A 17,802-nucleotide genomic window follows, 5' to 3' on the forward strand; every position below is an offset into this window, starting at 1 on the left:
TAACTATGTCTGAAAATAATTACGACTCTTCAAGTATTAAAGTACTGAAAGGCTTGGACGCGGTGCGTAAGCGCCCAGGTATGTATATTGGTGATACGGATGACGGTTCAGGTTTACACCACATGGTATTTGAGGTTGTAGATAACTCGATTGATGAAGCGTTAGCGGGTCACTGTACTGATGTTGTGGTCAAGATACACGACGATGGTTCTGTATCGGTCAGCGATGACGGCCGTGGTATTCCTGTTGATATTCATGAAGAAGAAGGTGTCTCTGCTGCTGAAGTTATTTTAACCGTGCTGCATGCCGGTGGTAAATTCGATGATAACTCATATAAAGTATCGGGTGGTTTGCATGGTGTTGGTGTTTCTGTTGTAAATGCATTATCAGAAAAATTAGAATTAACCATTCACCGTCACGGTCATATCCATCAACAAATTTATCGCCATGGTGAACCACAAGCGCCGATCGCTGTGATTGGTGATATTGAGACTACGGGGACTGAATTACGTTTCTGGCCTAGTCATGAAACGTTTACGAATACATTATTCCACTACGATATTTTAGCAAAACGTTTACGTGAGTTATCTTTCCTAAACTCAGGTGTATCAATTAAATTAATTGATGAACGTGAAGATGGTAAATCAGATCACTTCGTTTACGAAGGTGGTATTAAAGCATTTGTTGATTACCTAAACGTAAACAAAACGCCAATTAATAAAGATGCTTTCCATTTTTCAGTAGAACGTGAAGATGGCATTACTGTTGAAGTTGCGATGCAGTGGAATGATGGTTTCCAAGAAGGTATTCATTGCTTTACTAACAACATCCCACAGCGCGATGGTGGTACTCACCTAGCTGGTTTCCGTGGTGCATTAACGCGTACGTTAAATAACTATATGGAAAAAGAAGGCTTCCTGAAAAAAGCAAAAACGACATCTGCATCAGGTGATGATGCGCGTGAAGGTTTGACTGCGGTTATTTCAGTGAAAGTACCTGATCCAAAATTCTCTTCGCAAACGAAAGATAAATTAGTTTCTTCAGAAGTTAAATCTGCTGTTGAACAATCGATGGGCGAAAAGTTAGCTGAATACTTACTTGAGAATCCAAAAGAAGCATCAACAGTAGTAATGAAAATTATTGATGCATCTCGCGCACGTGAAGCAGCGCGTAAAGCACGTGAAATGACACGTCGTAAAGGCGCATTAGATTTAGCTGGCCTACCAGGTAAGTTAGCTGATTGTCAGGAAAAAGATCCTGCACTATCTGAACTGTATATTGTGGAAGGTGACTCTGCTGGCGGTTCAGCTAAGCAGGGGCGTAATCGTAAAAACCAAGCTATTCTACCGTTGAAGGGTAAGATCTTAAACGTAGAAAAAGCACGCTTTGATAAGATGTTATCTTCACAAGAAGTGGCAACGCTTATTACTGCAATGGGCTGTGGTATTGGCCGTGATGAATATAACCCGGATAAAACGCGTTATCATCAAATCATTATCATGACCGATGCCGATGTGGATGGTTCACACATCCGTACGTTATTGCTAACGTTCTTCTTCCGTCAAATGCCAGAACTTATTGAGCGTGGTTATATTTATATTGCTCAACCACCGCTTTATAAAATGAAGAAGGGTAAACAAGAACGCTACATTAAAGATGATGCAGACTTAACACAATACCTAACAACGATTGCACTTGATGGTGCGGGCTTATTTGTTAATCCTGATGCACCTGCAATTCAAGGCGCAGCGTTAGAAGAATTAGTGAATGGTTACCGTAAAGTTGAACGTTTGATGGCTAAGTTAAACCGTTCTTTACCAAAAATATTCACCAATGAAATGATTTACCAAGCACCTATCACTGCGGAAATGCTAACGGATAAAGTATCTACACAAGCATGGGCTGATGCATTAGTGGCAACATTAACAGCGAAAGAAGTGACGGGTACGCTGTATTCGGTAAATGTTAAGCAAGATGAAGAAAGCCAATTATTCTACCCTGTATTCTCTGTTCGTCAGCATGGTCTAGATACTGACTATGACTTTACGCCTGGTTTCTTTAATTCAAAAGAATATGCAACGCTAACTGGTTTAGGTATTGCTAATTTACTTGAAGAAGGCGCTTATATTAAGCGTGGTGAGAAGAGCCGTGAAGTAACAGACTTCGTTGAAGCGCTAAATTGGTTAATGGCAGAATCAAAACGTGGTAGTTATATCCAACGTTATAAAGGGCTAGGTGAAATGAACCCAAGTCAGTTATGGGAAACGACCATGGATCCTGAAACCCGTCGTATGTTACAAGTACGTATTGAAGATGCTGTTGCTGCGGATCAATTGTTCACTACCTTGATGGGTGATCATGTTGAACCACGTCGTGACTTTATTGAAGAAAATGCACTGAAAGTAGCTAACTTAGATTTCTAATCTGATTGGTGAATATGCCTTTTTGGCATAATAAAAAGGAGCCTAACGGCTCCTTTTTTGTATCTAAAATTCAGTCTTTAGTGCTGTTGCTTCTTAGTCAATCGATTAAGCTGTTGCGGTACTGATCACAACCATTTCTGCGTAAGCTTTCTGAACTTCTTCTGCGATAACCTGGATACCACGTTGTACAGCATCATCTGGTTGTGAATAATTCATGCGGATACATTCATGAGTATGACGCCACTCTTCATCTAAACCTGGGAAGAAGTGATGACCTGATACGATAAGGACTCCACGGGCTTTTAAGCGTTCATATAACTCTTGGCTGCTGATAGGCAGGTCTTTAAACCATAACCATAAGAAGATTGCGCCTTCCGGCTTATGAATGCGGAAACGCTCATCGGTAATGCTTTGTTGTAACCAGTTAACGGCTTGCAGCGCTTTGCCGTGGTAATACGGCTTGATCACGTCTTCACTTAAGCTAATTATATCTCCTGATTCGACGAGGTTTTGCGCTAGCATTGGGCCCAAGCTGCCTGGTGCTAAATTGATAATACCGCTTAAATTAGAGATCGCTGAAATAACCTCTTCATTACCAATGACGATGCCACAACGCGTTCCAGGTAAACCAAGCTTAGATAGGCTCATGCATAATATTGTGTTGTCATTATAAATCGGTTCTACCGGTTCAAAGATAATATTTGGAAACGGTGTACCGTAAGCATTATCAATCAGTAGGGGGATGTTGTGCTGTTTTGCAAGTACATCAAGACGCTGTATTTCTTCATCTGTTAATACATTGCCCGTCGGGTTCGTTGGGCGTGATACACAGATTAAACCAATATCGTCGGTGATATGCAGATTATCAAAATCCACATGGTATTTAAATAAACCATCATCAAGCAATTCAATTTTGGGTTTTACTGTTTCGAAGAAATCATCACTGAGCGCAGTATCGGTATAACCGATATATTCAGGCGCTAACGGGAACAATACTTTCTTTTTCTTATTGCCTGCGAAGTCACCGGCAAATAAGTTGAATAGATAGAAGAAGGCATTTTGGCTACCGTTGGTGAGGGCGATATTTTTATCGGTTAACTCCCAGCCATAGGTTTTATTTAATAATGCAGCCAATGCTGTGGTGAAACTATTTTTTCCTTGTGGCCCATCGTAATTCGACATGGCTGCAACGAGATCGCCACTGCTTAATAATTGTTGTGCTTCACTGTTAAAGCGTTCTAGCATTTCAGGGATCTGAGCTGGGTTACCACCACCTAACATGATGACATCATCGCCGCTGCGGATACCTTCATTTAGATCATGCATTAACTGCGTGATGCCTGAGAATTGAGTAAATCTTTGACCAAACAATGAGAATTCCATATCAGCACTTCTTGTAATTATTTAAGGGGGAAACAACCAACATAACGGAACTTGCTGCTGTTGTCGATAGTACCAGCGTGGCAAATTAATTTTTCTTAATGACGATGTTTCACGTGAAACAAAAGGCTTTTTATGATTAACGATTTAGAGAGTGTTCCACGTGGAACATCTGTTAAATAGATTTTATCGGCCCCTTTCTTATAGCCAAAAGTACTGAATGACAAAGCCCTAATAACAAAAAAATCAGTCGACTAATTATGTATTTATTGTCCGTGAAAGATAAGGTAAGGTTGAGTTCCTACATAATAATAATAGTCTTTAAAGAGCTTATTCCTATGCAAAGAAATTTGTTATCAGAACGCATTGAAACATTAATAGATCATCTTTCTTATGGTATTTATGAACGCCGAGATGCCATAAGATTATGTTTATTAGCAGCCCTGAGTGGCGAGAGTGTGTTTCTATTAGGGCCTCCTGGTATTGCTAAAAGTTTAATTGCTAAACGTATGATAGAAATTTTTGAAGATGAAAGTTACTTCGAATATCTAATGACACGTTTTTCGACACCGGAAGAAATCTTTGGCCCGCTATCGATTAAAGCGCTAAAAGATGAAGGTAAGTATGTACGCCTAACGAAAGGTTACTTACCGGAAGCGGAAGTGGTATTTCTGGATGAGATCTGGAAAGCGGGTCCGGCAATTCTAAATACGTTATTGACAGTGATAAATGAACGCACCTTTCATAACGGTATTGATCACCAGAAAGTGCCTATGCGCGTTATCGTCTCGGCATCAAATGAACTACCCAGTGCCGACTCTGGCCTAGAGGCTTTATATGACCGCATGTTATTACGTTTATATCTCGAACCAATCCAAGATAAACGTAATTTCAAAGCCATGTTGATCCAAAAACCATTACGCCAAATCAATGATAAGATCCTCAAAGTAAGTAACGATGAGTTCGAGCTTTGGCAGCAAGAGATTAATCAAGTTCGCTTGAGTGAGCATTGCTTTGAAATCATTTATGAACTGAAATTATTTTTAGAGCAGCGTAATACCACTGGTGAGATGATCGCTAATGTTGTTTATGTTTCTGATCGTCGTTGGAAAAAATCAATGCGCTTGTTGCAAGCCTGTGCTTATTTCAATGGCCGTGATGAAGTCACCGAGACCGACTTATTTATTCTTAAAGACTGTATTTGGCACGATCTAGAATCACGTGATGTGATTATTGAAGCCACCCACCAATTTGCCAGTAAACGATTTTGTGACCAAGATGAAGTGAACTTGGCATTAGCCAGTATCAAGAGTCGGTTGATTAAACTTGATGATGAGTTTATCGATCGCTTTGCGACAAGGTTAACTTCTGATGTATTACTGACTAAGTTACGCTATAAATTAGATCGTGAATTCGTGCGTACATCGAGTCTTAATGGTATTCCTGGTTTATGTAAGATTGCGTTATTGGGCGAGTATGATGTATTAGAGCAGGGCTCACAAGAAACGGCAAAATGGGTACATGTTGGTCTTGATGATTTCCAAAAGCAGATAAAGACAGGGTCTTGTTTGGTTAAAGGTTATGTGAATGACCACCGTAACGATGTGTGGTTAAACTTTTCCGTCGATGCGAATCAGCATTTACAGGTACAAAATTTTGCCAATAAGAGTATTCCTGTGGCTGTTATTATTGCCGATGCCGCGTTAAATATTGATGAAAACTGGTTACAACCCTTGGCCGATATCGATAAAGAGATCACTGCGATTGCTGAAAAATTGAAGAAAAGTCAGCGCGAGTTTAGCTTAACCAACCATAATATTTTTGTCAGTGATGATTTTATGGATGATGTAGCAAGCAGTCTAGGGTCATTATCGTTAGAGCTAAATAACTTAGTTCAGCATAAAGCATCCTTGTTAAATCGCTTAAATGCTATTGCGCACTTATTTGAACAAGGCTAATTGGCATGGCTCATCCTTATAACAACAGCTCGGTAACCATGGCTATGCGTCAGTTAGTGGATGAGGCCGTGTTGGATATTACTGCTCATGATCGTGTAACGAGTGATATTAAATCGGCTTATATTAATGACTGGAAGCTGCAGGTCACAAGTTTATTAGCGGACATGCCATTGCCGCCAGGCTTAAGCAATGAGATACACTTATGTGAAACGGCTAGATTACTGAGCCCAATTAATTTTAGAAATAAAGTTGAAGGGATCCTCTGTAAGGTAAAAGTGGACTCGTCATTTTATGATACTGGCTTAACTATTTATCAGCAAAATCGAACCATGTCGGATGATGTGTTCTTTGCGGTGTTTTTAGATAGTTGGCAACAAGCTATTGAATTGCAATTATATCAGTTACAAAGTGTGTTAATCGAAGAGCAACGTGAACAACTACTGATTGAACTTGCTGAACGTGAGGAAACTATAGAGCAATTAGAAGATGTCCTTGATAATGATTTATTATGTAATGGCGAGCGTTTATGGGATTTAGCCAAAGGTAAGTTGACGCATCTGGATACTCAATTATTGCAACGTTATGCGACTAATTTACGTAAGAATAAAGAAGTAAAACAAATCGCCTCTGAACTTGGGCGTATGGCGCTGGCACACATTAACCCAGAAGAAACGCCTAACAGCTATGAAACTTGGGTGCTAGATAACAGCTATCAAGACAATGTGCCAGATGACATGCAGGGCGTAACTTACAGTGATGAAATATCGCGTATGTTACAAACTGAAGCGGTTAATTTAACGTTTCCAGAATTGGAGATCATTTTCTATAAACGCTATCTTGAACGGCATTTGTTAACTTATCAGTATCAAGGTGCGTTGCAGCAGTATAAAAAAGTGACTCAGTATCGAGATATTACCGATGCGGATGAGCAGACTGGCGGGCCTTTTATTATCTGTGTTGATAGCTCAACCTCGATGCAAGGCTTTCCTGAACTGACGGCTAAATCGATTTGTTATGCTCTGCTGCAAGTTGCCTTTCAACAAGATCGCCAATGCTACTTGATGATTTTTTCCAATGAGGTGGTTACTTTTCCCGTCACTAAAAGTACCAGTTTATCAACTATGCTGACATTTTTATCATCGAGTTTTCGTGGGGGGACAAACCTACAACCTGTGATTGAAAAGTCCCTTGAACTGATGAGCTCTGCACAATATAAAAATGCCGATACCTTGGTCATTTCTGATTTTATCGCGCAGAAATTACCAACCCATGTGGCTGATAAAGTCAGAGCGATTAAGACAAAGCAAAATCGTTATCACGCTATTTCATTATCGTCGCAAGGTAATCCGGAATTAATGAAAATATTTGATCATGTTTGGCGTTATTCAGCTGGTTTAACGGGACGTTTGAAGAAAGTAAAATAACCGATGTTCCACGTGGAACATCTATTTACGCTGTATTATGTGGATGGGTATTTGTTAATAAAAAAGCCAGTATCAAGGATACTGGCTTTTTTGATCGTGTAATTTTAAATTAACAATTACTTCTGTAGAACACGTTACTTCTGTAGAACAGAGATATCAGCTACATTTAAGAATTGGTTACGCAGGGTATTAAGCAATGTTAAGCGGTTAATTTTAAGCGCTTCATCATCAGCCATTACCATGACGTTGTCGAAGAATGTATCTACCACATCACGCAGTTCAGATAGTTCTGTTAGTGCTTGTTGATAATCACCAGCGGCAAATAATGGCGCAAGTAATTCAACTTTAGCCGCTACTGCAGAAGCTAATGCTTTTTCAGCATCTTCTTGCAGTAGTGAAGCATCAACTGTCGCGTTTAGTTCTCCTTCAAATTTAGCCAGGATATTACCAACACGTTTGTTTGCAGCTGCTAATGTTGCTGAAGCATCTAAACCACGGAAGTGATTTACCGCTTTAACACGCTTATCAAAATCAGCCGGTTTAGTTGGGCGACGAGCAAGTACTGCTTGGATAACATCAACGCTAATACCAGCATCTCTGTACCATGCAGGGAAACGACCAAGTACAAACGCAACAACATCCGTTGATACATTTTGGTTTGATAGTTTGTCACCGAATAATGCTTTCGCAGTATCAACTAAATCAACAAGATCGAGTGGTAAGTCTTTTTCGATAATGATACGTAGTGTACCAATCGCAGCACGACGAAGTGCAAACGGGTCTTTATCACCTTTAGGGATCTGACCAATACCGAAGATACCCACTAGCGTATCAAGTTTGTCTGCAAGTGCTACAGAGCAAGCAACCAATGATTCAGGTAAGCGGTCACCAGCATAACGAGGCATGTACTGCTCGTTAAGTGCAACAGCAACTTCTTCTGCTTCACCGTCGTTACGTGCATAGTGCATGCCCATAACACCTTGAACGTCAGGGAATTCTACAACCATGTCTGACATTAAGTCAGTTTTAGCTAATAGACCAGCGCGTTGTGCGTGCTCGGTATTTGCTGAAATTTTACCAGCAATAGCGGCTGCTAAATCGGCAATACGTTGTGATTTTTCTTTTAATGTACCGAGCTGTTTTTGGAATAAAACTGTTTCTAGATCAGCAAGACGACTTTCTAACGTACGTTTCTTATCTGTATTAAAGAAGAATTCAGCATCTGCTAAACGTGGACGAACAACTTTTTCGTTGCCTTCAATTACTTGTCGAACATCTTTACTGATGATGTTTGAAACAAAGATAAACTTAGGTAAAAGCTCGCCGTCAGTGCTTAACATTGGGAAGTACTTTTGGTTGTCTTTCATCGTGTAGATCAAAGCTTCCGCTGGTACGTCTAGGTAACGTTCTTCAAAGTTACCGACTAATGTTACTGGCCACTCTACGAGAGACGTTACTTCTTCAAGTAGGTCTTCTTCGATTTCAGCAACACCGCCGTGCTCGCTTGCAGCAGCAATAACTTGTTTACGGATAACGTCTTTACGACGCTCGTAATCAACCATTACCATGCCGTGATCTTCAAGCATATCAACATAGTTGTTAGCGTGTGGTAATTCAAAATCACCTTTACCTAGGAAACGGTGACCGCGAATAGTACGCGCTGCTTTAATACCTAAGATTTCGCCTGCAAGCGCTTCAGCACCAAATAACATGGTAATTGTATGCACTGGACGAATGAATTGAATCGGGCTAGCGCCCCAACGCATTGGCTTGCTAACAGGCAGTTTAGCTAAAGAGGTTGCAACCATGTCAGCAACGAGTGCTTGTGTCGGCTTACCTTTTACTTCAGATTTATGCAGTAACCATTCGCCTTTATCTGTTTTTACTCGGCCTGCTTGCTCAACAGTAATACCGTTGCCGCGTGCCCAACCTTGTGCTGCTTTCGTTGCGTTACCGTCAGCATCAAATGCAACAGAAACCGCAGGACCGCGTTTTTCAATGACTTTGTCAGCTTGTGCATCTGCAAGTGCTGTTACTGTTAATGCTAAACGACGTGGTGCTGCCATCCAGTTAACGTCAGCAAATTCTAAACCGGCTTTTTCTAACTCAGCTTGGAAGTTTGCTGCAAATGCTTCAGCTAAAGTACGTAACGACTTTGGTGGTAGCTCTTCAGTACCAATCTCGATTAATAAATTTTCAGTTGCCATGCTACTTCCTATTTGTCTTTTTTACATAACGGGAAGCCTAGCGCTTCACGAGATGCGTAATACGCTTCAGCAACACCTTTAGAAAGGGTGCGAATACGTAAAATATAACGTTGACGCTCAGTCACTGAGATTGCGTGACGCGCATCTAGCATATTAAATGCATGGCCAGCATCAAGAATACGTTCGTATGCCGGTAGTGGTAGCGGCACTTCTAAATCGAGCAGTTTTTGTGCTTCTTTTTCACTTTCATCAAACAGTGTGAATAGGAAATCAACATCAGCGTGTTCGAAGTTATAAGTTGATTGCTCAACTTCATTTTGATGGAAAATGTCACCGTATTTAACTGTGCCCAGCGGACCATCTGTCCATACTAGGTCGTATACACTGTCTACTTCTTGGATATACATCGCAAGACGTTCAAGACCGTAAGTCATCTCACCTGTAACTGGTGTACATTCAAGGCCACCAACTGCTTGGAAGTAAGTAAACTGTGATACTTCCATACCGTTTAGCCAGATTTCCCAACCTAAACCCCAGGCTCCTAATGTTGGGTTTTCCCAGTTATCTTCTACGAAGCGAATATCGTGAACCAATGGGTCAAGACCAACTTCTTTCAGTGAGTCCAAGTATAATTCTTGGATGTTCGCTGGAGAGGGTTTGATCACTACTTGGAACTGATAGTAGTGTTGTAAACGGTTTGGATTTTCACCATAACGGCCATCGGTAGGACGACGTGATGGTTGCACGTAAGCATAAGCCATTGGCTCTGGCCCTAATGAACGTAAAAACGTCATCGGGTGAGAGGTGCCGGCACCTACTTCCATATCGAATGGTTGTACGATCGCACAACCTTGACGAGCCCAGTAATCCTGCAGTGCTAGGATCAGCCCTTGAAAAGTTTTAACGTTATAATTTGACATGATATCTGCACAATAAAGCAAAGAAATAATAGCTAAAGTATACCTGCTGAGCAGATATGAATATAGGATAAATTACAAAATTTGACTTGGTTAGTGCGGTTTTTTCAGCTATTTGGGTTAGTGCTGTAATTTAAGGGGTAAAAATGGGTGAAGATGAGGTGAATACGCGAATATATTATCTTTATATTCGCGCCTTAAAGCGGACTAATTAACGCCTTTTTTAATCAAATATTGATACGGTAATTGCTCGGTTTGACTTGCCACTAGCGTGTGATCCATAAACTGACAAAAGCTAGGAATGTCCCGTACCGTTGCTGGATCGTCGGCAATAATTAGTAATGTCTGGCCATCATCGAGTTTTCTTACTGTTTTTCGTACCATCATCACCGGTTCTGGACAGCGTAAACCGAGGGCATCTAGTTCATGTTCTGGATTCGAAAATAATGGGTTCATCTGGCTTTCTCTATGTGGTCAATATATGTAAATAGACTAATATTAATGAGTAGCGGTAATTATATATTGGACAATCACCATTATGTTGTTAAATTGTTAATAATCGCGTGATACTTATCTTGCGCCGTTAAGTAACCATCAACAAGGAGTGTGTATGTTACTACAAGCCAGTGGCAGACTAAAAGTATATTCTTCAATCGCGTTTTTTTCTTTACTAATCATGCTTATGGAGATCCCTATTGCCGATACCGGTACTTGGCTCGGGGTATTAAGTATTGTTGGAATCGCTGTTTGGGTTGAATTAAGTGATTATTTTGTCGAAGGAGATAATCCTGAAAATAAAGCCGAAAAAACGGAACACAAAGACGATACTAAATAATAAATACGACATAATAACAGGGGGTATATCACCCTCTGTTTACTCTTAGTGTCGTTATCCCGCCTGCAATATCTCATCTTGAAATGGTAAAACTGTAATTGTTATCTAAGCTTAACTCTACTACCTGTATATTGGAGTTTATTATGAAAGGTAACACTCAGGTTATCGCTAGCTTAAATGGCTTATTACACAATGAGCTAGCAGCGATAGACCAATATTTTACACATTCTCGTATGTATCAAGATTGGGGTTTAGAAAAGCTCTACCAACAAATGAATCATGAAATGGAAGAAGAGATAACGCATGCTGATGCGTTGATCAAACGTATTTTATTTCTTGAAGGCACCCCTAATTTAAAAGATCGCCGTGATTTACTCATTGGTGATGATGTTCCTAGCATGCTCAAAAATGACTTGGTACTGGAAATGGAAGTTGTCGCAGCCATCAGAGCGAGTATTAAATTATGTGAAGATGAAGGCGACTATCAAACTCGGCAGGTGTTACTGCCTCTACTTGCTGATACCGAAGAAGACCATGTTTATTGGTTAGAGCAGCAATTAGGTTTGATCCAAAAAATTAGTTTAGCGAACTATATCCAATCTCATATCGGTGTTTAACCGATTAATATTCGGGGTTACTTATGCAAGGCAATAACCAAATTATAGTGCTACTCAATAAAGCGTTAGGCTGTAAATTAGTGGCGATTAATCAGTACTTTTTACATGCGCGCATGTATCGGAATTGGGGGCTCGTACAACTTGATAAAGCCGATTACAAACAGTCTATTTTGAAAATGAAGCAAGCCGATAAATTTATAAATCGGATCTTATTTTTACAGGGATTACCTAATTTACAAGATTTAGGACGTTTGGCTATTGGTGAAGATACGCCGGAAATGCTGCACCTTAATATGGAATTAGAACTGAGTATCCGCGTGGTGTTACAAACCTTGATTGCTGAATGTGAAAACAGTCAGGATTACATTAGTCGTGATATAGCGGCGGAAATTTTAGAAGAAGTTGAAGAGCAAATCGATTGGGTTGAAAGCCAAGAGTATCTTATCCGCCATGCAGGATTAGATAATTACTTACAGTCGCAAATGTAGCATTAAACGAGTTAGCTAGAATCGTTAGGCGACCAGTGGCTGTTGTTGTGCTTGTTTAATTAAGGTCTGATTTAAGATTTTTTTTGCACATTGACAGCATTTTCCACACTGACTACCAATACCCAGTTCAGTGCTTAATGTTTTCATACTTGTAGCACCTTCATCGATACTTTTTATTAACTGCTTATCGGTAATACCGTGACAAATACATACGTACATAAATTATTGTTCCGAGCTGAATTTATGTTGATGTTAATATGAATGAGAATGATTATCAAGCCACTATGAGGCGAAAACTTTGGCCTTTACCATGTCTCGATATTGTTTTGGAGCCATATCAAAGTGTTGCTCGAATTTTTTTTTGAAATAATATGCATCACGAAAACCAACCTGTTCGGAAACGTCACACATGGTGAGACCAAAATCGCGTAATAGTACTTGTGCTGTCTCGAGTCTGAGGGTTAACAAAAACTGATTGGGCGTTTGTCCGACTTGTTCTTTGAAGCGGCGATTGAAAGTGCGTAAGGGGAGTTGGCAAACATCAGCAATCATTTGATTGGTGATCACTTTTGCCATATTACGTTGCATCCAATCTTGTGCGAGCGCAATGGATTCATCGAATTGCACTTGACCACCAATTTGATAGAAAGGCTGTTGCTCCGAGCGTGATATTTCATGGGAAAAGTGGTTTTCAATCACGTTGGCGATCTTTCTGCCAAACATCTCATTGATTAAAAACAACATCATTTCTGATTGTGAGTTAATACTCCCCGCACAATATAAACCGTTGGCGGCGGTAATCGACGCCTGGCGATTAAGTGTGACTTGTGGGTAGTGTTGGCTAAATTGCTCGTAAAAATACCAATGTGTGGTGGCGGGTAAGCCATCGAGTAAACCTGCTTCAGCTAACCAGCAAACACCTGTGCCTGTAGAAAGTATTTTTGCACCTTGGTTATATTGCTGATGTAACCAAGGAATGACTTCAGGGTACTTAATTATTGATACTAAAGGGTTTCCCCACATAGGTGGGAGAATGATGAGGTCAAATTTGTGTTCACATTCAAAGGTTAAATCGGGTTGTAAGCGTAACCCTGCTGTGAGCGGTTTGGCTGCTAAACTGGTCGAGATTAATTTTATTTCCAACGGATCTTGATGTTGAGTTTTTCGGTCTCGTAAGCGTGATGCACCAGAGAGCATTTCTGCGGCTAAAGAGATGCCCGTAACTAACGCTTTATCATAAAGTACAAATCCAATTTTCACAGCAAGCTCCGATGCGATAACAATCTAAATTTAGACTATCTATTTTTTATGGTTCAGTGCCTTGCTTTTATAGACTAAAAACTAGGGTGGCACAAATGTCATGGTAAATGGCACACTTGAAAGTGTATTGTTAGTATAACTTGCTAGACTAGCTAGCAATAGCTTAGATTCGAATGAGATGTAATAAAATGGCAAAGTTACCGTTAATTGTTGGTTTGGGTGGTATAAATGCAGCTGGGCGTAGTTCTGGTTTCCACAGTTATAAACGTTTAGTGTGCGATGCATTGCAAGACGATGTCATGGCGAGTACATGGCAAGATCTTGCCCAGCGTATGGGACTTGATACGAGCGATATCAATGCTGATATTATTGCGCAAATTAAAGCGGGTACTTTAGTTCGTCGTACCACTACGTTTGATCCAAAAGCTGTGCCTTTTCAGCGAAAAGCCAAGTTAACGGCAGGTACTGAGCCAATTACATTTCAATTAAAAAAATCGAAATTACCACAGTCTATCCCGGCGAATTGGTCACTTACTGATATTGATAATAAAACCGTGACGGTAACCGTTGAAGGTGACTTTGATGTGTTAATTAATGATGCTATTGATTATCCGGTATCAAGTGCAGGTAATATTCCCACTGGTTTTGATTTAGATAAATTATATAATTCTCGCTCACACCCACGCGGTTTAAAGCTAACTGTATATGGCGCGTCAGATGCGCTTAACTCGTTAGGTGTTGATTGGGATTCAATCCTTAAATTAATTAACCCTGATGAAGTATCTGTTTATGCTGGTAGTGCGCTTAGTCAAGTGGATGAAAATTCATTTGGCGGCATGTTATCTGCTTATTTTAAAGGCGGTCGTGTTAGTACCAAAATGATGGCAATGTCATTAGCTGAAATGCCGGCAGACTTTATCAATAGTTACGTGATCAACAGTGCGGGTACGACGGGAACGAATATGGGCGCTTGTGCTAGCTTCCTGTATAACTTGCGTCAGGGGATGTTAGATATCCAATCTGGCAAGTCAAAAGTTGCTATCGTGGGTAACGCTGAAGCACCTGTTGAAACAGGGGTGATGGAAGGTTTCCGCGTGATGGGCGCATTAGCTGAAGATGATCAGCTGAAAGCATTGGATAGCAGTGATAGCGTGGATAATCGCCGTGCTTGCCGCCCATTTTCATCTAACGCTGGTTTTACCATGGCGGAGTCTGCACAATTTGTCGTGCTAATGGATGATGAGTTGGCCTTAGAGCTAGGCGTGACAATTTATGGCTCTGTTGCCGATGTATTCATTAATGCCGACGCCAATAAAAAATCAATTTCAGCTCCGGGTATTGGTAACTACGTGACCGTGGCGAAAGCGACTGCATTAGCGAAAGCGATTTTAGGCGAAGGTGGTTTACAACATACGTTCGTGCAAGCGCACGGTACTGGCACACCACAAAATCGCGTCACTGAAAGTCATATTTTAAGTGAAGTAGCGGCAAGTTTTAATATTACCAATTGGCCTGTAACGGCTATTAAATCCTATGTTGGTCACTCTATGGGCGCGGCAGCTGGCGATCAATTAGTGGCATCGCTTGGGGTATGGCAGCATGGTTGGATCCCTGGTATCAAAACTATTGATCATATTGCTGATGATGTTCACCAAGCTAATCTTAACATTTTAACTGACCATCAGTTTGTTGGCGATAAAGGCCAAGAGATGAAGGCGGTATTATTGAATGCGAAAGGGTTTGGCGGTAATAACGCGACTGGCTTGGTGTTATCACCGCAGCAGACACTGATGATGCTTGAGGCCAAGTACGGTGCATCAGTAGTAAACACTTACCAAGAAAAAAATAATCAAATCCAGCAAACGGCCGCGATGGCAGATCATAATGCTTGCGTTGGTGATGAAAACATCCGTTATGCATTTGGTAATGCGGTTATCGATGACACTGGCGTGAACATCAGTACCGAAGAAGTGCGTTTACAAGGTTTTGCAAACGCCATTAAGTTAGTACAAAGTAATCCATATCAAGATTATAGCTAGTAGGATCACAACTCACGATTATCGCTAAAATAGCGACAATCGTGAGTTGATTTATCCCCTAGGCATTAGGTTTAGGTAAGGGGATATTCGACTAGATTCATGTCATCAGCCATCACTTGTAACTCTTCTGTGATCTCTACGATTTGCTTCAGCTTCTGAATTAATAATAACGTATGTTTATGGTCATCATTTTCATAGCGTTTAAGTAATGCCTCTATCTCACTAATATAAAACTTATCGACGTTGACTGGCGACAAGATCGTACTTTGTGTTTGTAATAACGCGCTACTAATTAATTGTGCTACCAAGGCTAAATCTTGCTGTAATCTTGAGTCTATAATTTTATTTCTGTGTACGCCTAACGCGGATAATGCCGATAACATGGCATGGTTACGACGTGAAATATCGTAAACGTGATTGAGTTTATGGCGTTTATCATTGGGTTCAACTTGCATGTCTTTCCACGATGCGATCAAGTGACTATCAGCGACATAGGCTTTACGGCGGGAGACTCGGTACGGTAGATCATTATTTTTACCTGAAACGTATTGCTTAATTATCTCATGGAAATAGTTTTGATTGGCGGTGATCGCTTCGACTAAGTATTTAGGGAATTGCTTGTACTGCCAGTTTGGAAGTACTAACTTAGCAAGCAAGAACGCAATACTACAACCGGTTAAGGTATCGATGATCCGCGGTATCGTAACGACGTAACCTTGTTGGTAGAGTATGTTAAATGCTAATAATACCAGTAAGGTAATATAGGTTACCGCGCGACTGTAATTCTGACGTAAATAGTAAAAGAACAGAAATGCCGATATCGCTAATAAAAATAATTGGCTGCGTTCTGTTGGGAACAGGTATAGCAAGGTCGCACCTATAATAATGCCCATCAGTGTGCCGCTAATACGTTGTTTTAGCTTTACTCGCGTTGCACTGTAACTCGGCTGTAGTACAAATAATGTTGTTAAAACCACCCAATAGCCATGCAAATCAGACGCTAAAATAATAGCAATACCTAAGGCGATGCCTAAGGTTAAACGGATCGCGTGACGAAATACTGGACTCGATAAGTGTAAGGCACTGCTGAGGCGCTGTATTACCGGCAGTCGCTCGCGTGGTGCCATGACTAAGAACGCTTGATCGTTTTGCGGTTCGCTATTAATTAATAATTCATCGGCTTTACGTAAATTCCGAAATAACAGTTTTAAAGGGCCAAAGAGTTGCCATTCCAACGATGTCTCTAATGTCAGTAACTCTTGTTTTAAAATGGCTAATGACCAAGTCAAACCATGATCATGTTGATAAGCTTGCTTGTATAACGTTGCGTGACCACGTTGGGTACAGGCGCTGGCAAGTTGTTTTAATACTTGCTCGAAACCAGCAATAATTAAATCATTATTTAAATTACGTTTTAACGATCCATAATGAAAATGGCTCGAGGTCATTTTTTCATGTAGTTCCTGGGCTTCTTGATAAAGGTGGATCAAGTGCTGGAGTTCATGAGAAATATCTTTTTCACCGACATGGTAATCAATATTGGTTCGACACTCGGACATCGCATTGACGATATTAATATTTAAGGTCGATAAGGTATGGCGAATGGTTTTATGATCATAGTTTTCTTGTGAAAAAAACTTCGATTTTTCTTGTTGGTATAGGCCTAAAGAAAAATAAATATCGGCTAATCGTTCGCGGATTGGATTATATAAAGTGACCTTAAGCAGTACCGTCGAGATGATGAAATACCATGCTGCACCAGCAATAAGTAATAACGAGTTAGGGCCAAAATAATTGTTACTAAGTACCGCGCCTGACTCTACATCATGACTTAGGCCGAGCATGGTATAAACGGCAATCATTAACGTCGCAAAACTGATGGTGACATAACGCTTACCTAGCGAGCCTAAAATAATGATCGCAAAACTAAATAAGCAGCTACCCAGTAAAAAAAACAATGGGTAAGGGAATAATAAAGTGACCAATAATGACGATAAAGTAAAACAAAAAATAGCTAACAAGCTATTGATAATACGCTGCTTAATACTGTCATCACCTTCAGAAATAACGGCTGCAACAATACCTAGTACCGCGGTCACCGCAAACTCAGAAAAGCCCAGAAAATAACCTGGGATCAGTAATGTTATTGAAGCAAGAAATGCTTTTAAGGCAATGAAGAAATTACTGTTGGCTGTCAAATAGCTCAGCTTTTGCCATAATATCAGCATGTGTGTTGCGCTCCAAATGAGGTGAG

Annotated in this window: 14 protein-coding genes; 7 read left to right on the forward strand and 7 right to left on the reverse strand. The window is 40.5% G+C overall.

All coding sequences use genetic code 11. The annotated features are described in order from the left end of the window. Positions 1-5: 5 nt before the first annotated feature. Positions 6-2,423: a DNA topoisomerase (ATP-hydrolyzing) subunit B gene (gene gyrB, locus FR932_RS17880; protein ID WP_019442476.1), complete on the forward strand. Its 2,418-nt coding sequence runs from the start codon at positions 6-8 to the stop codon at positions 2,421-2,423. Positions 2,424-2,528: 105 nt separating this feature from the next. On the opposite strand, the gene FR932_RS17885 is transcribed toward gyrB, so the two are convergent. Beyond that, positions 2,529-3,806, reverse strand: a complete 1,278-nt coding sequence (locus FR932_RS17885; protein WP_019442475.1) for a valine--pyruvate transaminase — start codon at positions 3,804-3,806, stop codon at positions 2,529-2,531. 335 nt (positions 3,807-4,141) lie between these two features. Between FR932_RS17885 and FR932_RS17890 the strand changes: the two genes are divergently transcribed. Together FR932_RS17890 and FR932_RS17895 are read left to right on the forward strand one after the other, a co-directional pair. Continuing rightward, positions 4,142-5,761 carry an AAA family ATPase gene (locus tag FR932_RS17890; RefSeq protein ID WP_019442474.1) on the forward strand — a complete coding sequence of 540 codons (1,620 nt, stop codon included), beginning with the start codon at positions 4,142-4,144 and terminating at the stop codon, positions 5,759-5,761. 5 nt (positions 5,762-5,766) lie between these two features. Beyond that, positions 5,767-7,185 (forward strand): vWA domain-containing protein, encoded by a 1,419-nt coding sequence (locus FR932_RS17895; RefSeq protein ID WP_019442473.1) that lies wholly within the window; start codon positions 5,767-5,769, stop codon positions 7,183-7,185. 134 nt (positions 7,186-7,319) lie between these two features. Here the strand turns inward: FR932_RS17895 and glyS are convergent, their stop codons facing one another. The 3 genes from glyS to tusA form a co-directional block, all read right to left on the reverse strand. Then, positions 7,320-9,392, reverse strand: coding sequence for a glycine--tRNA ligase subunit beta (glyS, locus tag FR932_RS17900; RefSeq protein WP_019442472.1), 2,073 nt, complete (start codon positions 9,390-9,392; stop codon positions 7,320-7,322). Positions 9,393-9,400: 8 nt separating this feature from the next. Further along, positions 9,401-10,312, reverse strand: a complete 912-nt coding sequence (gene glyQ, locus FR932_RS17905; RefSeq protein WP_019442471.1) for a glycine--tRNA ligase subunit alpha — start codon at positions 10,310-10,312, stop codon at positions 9,401-9,403. 204 nt (positions 10,313-10,516) lie between these two features. Further along, positions 10,517-10,765 (reverse strand): sulfurtransferase TusA, encoded by a 249-nt coding sequence (gene tusA / locus FR932_RS17910; protein WP_017223427.1) that lies wholly within the window; start codon positions 10,763-10,765, stop codon positions 10,517-10,519. 154 nt (positions 10,766-10,919) lie between these two features. Between tusA and FR932_RS17915 the strand changes: the two genes are divergently transcribed. From FR932_RS17915 to bfr (FR932_RS17925), 3 genes are all read left to right on the forward strand, one after another. Then, positions 10,920-11,144, forward strand: a complete 225-nt coding sequence (locus FR932_RS17915) for a hypothetical protein (RefSeq protein WP_019442470.1) — start codon at positions 10,920-10,922, stop codon at positions 11,142-11,144. Between the two features lie 143 nt (positions 11,145-11,287). Then, positions 11,288-11,761, forward strand: a complete 474-nt coding sequence (gene bfr, locus FR932_RS17920; RefSeq protein ID WP_019442469.1) for a bacterioferritin — start codon at positions 11,288-11,290, stop codon at positions 11,759-11,761. A 23-nt stretch (positions 11,762-11,784) separates the two neighbouring features. Beyond that, complete coding sequence (bfr, locus tag FR932_RS17925; RefSeq protein WP_019442468.1) at positions 11,785-12,249, forward strand: bacterioferritin; 465 nt, start codon at positions 11,785-11,787, stop codon at positions 12,247-12,249. Between the two features lie 24 nt (positions 12,250-12,273). Here bfr (FR932_RS17925) and FR932_RS17930 read toward each other — a convergent pair whose 3' ends face one another. Both FR932_RS17930 and FR932_RS17935 read right to left on the reverse strand, forming a co-directional pair. Then, positions 12,274-12,468, reverse strand: a complete 195-nt coding sequence (locus FR932_RS17930) for a (2Fe-2S)-binding protein (RefSeq protein WP_019442467.1) — start codon at positions 12,466-12,468, stop codon at positions 12,274-12,276. 63 nt (positions 12,469-12,531) lie between these two features. Then, a complete protein-coding gene (locus tag FR932_RS17935; RefSeq protein WP_019442466.1) occupies positions 12,532-13,509 on the reverse strand; it encodes a GlxA family transcriptional regulator in 978 nt (325 codons plus the stop codon). Positions 13,510-13,697: 188 nt separating this feature from the next. On the opposite strand from FR932_RS17935, the gene FR932_RS17940 reads away from it, so the two are divergent. Further along, the gene (locus FR932_RS17940) at positions 13,698-15,548 is read left to right on the forward strand and encodes a beta-ketoacyl synthase (RefSeq protein WP_019442465.1); all 1,851 of its coding nucleotides are present in this window, start codon (positions 13,698-13,700) and stop codon (positions 15,546-15,548) included. Positions 15,549-15,619: 71 nt separating this feature from the next. Here the strand turns inward: FR932_RS17940 and yccS are convergent, their stop codons facing one another. Next, positions 15,620-17,776 (reverse strand): YccS family putative transporter, encoded by a 2,157-nt coding sequence (gene yccS / locus FR932_RS17945; RefSeq protein WP_019442464.1) that lies wholly within the window; start codon positions 17,774-17,776, stop codon positions 15,620-15,622. Between the last annotated feature and the right edge of the window lie 26 nt (positions 17,777-17,802).

The sequence above is a fragment of the Moritella marina ATCC 15381 genome, assembly GCF_008931805.1.
Lineage (GTDB): Bacteria > Pseudomonadota > Gammaproteobacteria > Enterobacterales > Moritellaceae > Moritella > Moritella marina.